Consider the following 1,175-nt stretch of genomic DNA (forward strand, 5'->3'; position numbering starts at 1 on the left):
AAAACTGTTGGCATGATAAAACCGCAACCCTGACGAATTAATCTATTAGGGTGGGATACAAGCAAAGGTGGGTGCAGGCAGGGCGGCCGTGTATCCCCATGGGCTTAGAGCCCGACAAACTGTTTGGCCGCCCCTCGACCCGCCCAAGTGGGCTAAAAAGCCCGGATAGGTGAGTGTCGCGCTTACCTTTGCCTGCCCCAAAGAAACGGAGGTGCGTCAGGATTGCGGTATTTTGGCCTTGATGTCCACAAAGCTACTTGCGAGGGAGCAGAGCTTCTGCCGGATAACTCTATTAGGCGGTTCCGCTTCCCCAACGAGAAGAAGGAGTGGAAGCGGTTCGCCAAAGAACTCGACGGTAATTGCAAGGTGGCGCTTGAAGCCACCGGCAATGCCTCCATGATTTATGATATCTTAAGCGAGCGCGGAGCACAAGTGATCGTCGTCAACCCCATAAGGACCAGAGCTATCGCCGAGGCCAGGATTAAAACGGACAAGGTAGACGCCGAGATTTTGGTCAGGCTCTTGGCTGCGGACTTTGTCTGTGCCTGCTGGGTGGCCTCCAAGGAAGAGCGAGAGCTAAGGACCCTTCTCCACCACCGGGCGGCCTTAAAGAAGCAGGTCGTGGGCGTTAAGAACAGGATCCACGCGGTTCTGGCCAGGCACGCCATAACGGTGCCGGTAAGCGACCTGTTTGGAGTAAAGGGCAGGCAGTTCCTTCGGGAGCTTGAGGAACTGCCCGAGGTGGAGAAGATAGTCCTGACCTCGAATCTCAAGGTCCTTGAGGCCCTGGAGGCGGAAATCGCGGCCATTGAGAAAGAGTTGAACCTAAGGGCTATTGCCCTGCCCGGGATGGAGATCCTTCTGGGCATACCGGGGATAGACGTCCTGGCCGCCCTGACCATCCTGGCCGAGATTGGCGATATCAAGCGCTTTGCCTCTGCGAAGAAGCTTGCCAGTTTCTCCGGCCTGGTTCCTTCGGTGCACCAGTCGGGCAAGACCAGGTACACCGGGCACATCACCAAGGCGGGTCGGAGCATGCTACGCTGGGTCCTCATTCAGGTTGCCCAGACGGCGGTGAGGCAGCCCGGCGCTCTGCGGGACTTCTACTTAAGGCTCAAAAAGCGCAAAGGCCATAAGATTGCTATCGTAGCAGCGGCAAGGAAGCTACTCACCAT

1 protein-coding gene is annotated in these 1,175 nt (G+C 56.9%); it reads left to right on the top strand.

Annotation, left to right across the window (positions count from 1 at the left end):
• Positions 1-222 precede the first annotated feature (222 nt).
• Positions 223-1,175, top strand: a 953-nt coding sequence (locus AC1BI1_RS15325; RefSeq protein WP_476718171.1) for an IS110 family RNA-guided transposase, incomplete at its 3' end; no start/stop codon positions are given.

The sequence above is a fragment of the Thermanaeromonas sp. DSM 22490 genome, assembly GCF_056378755.1.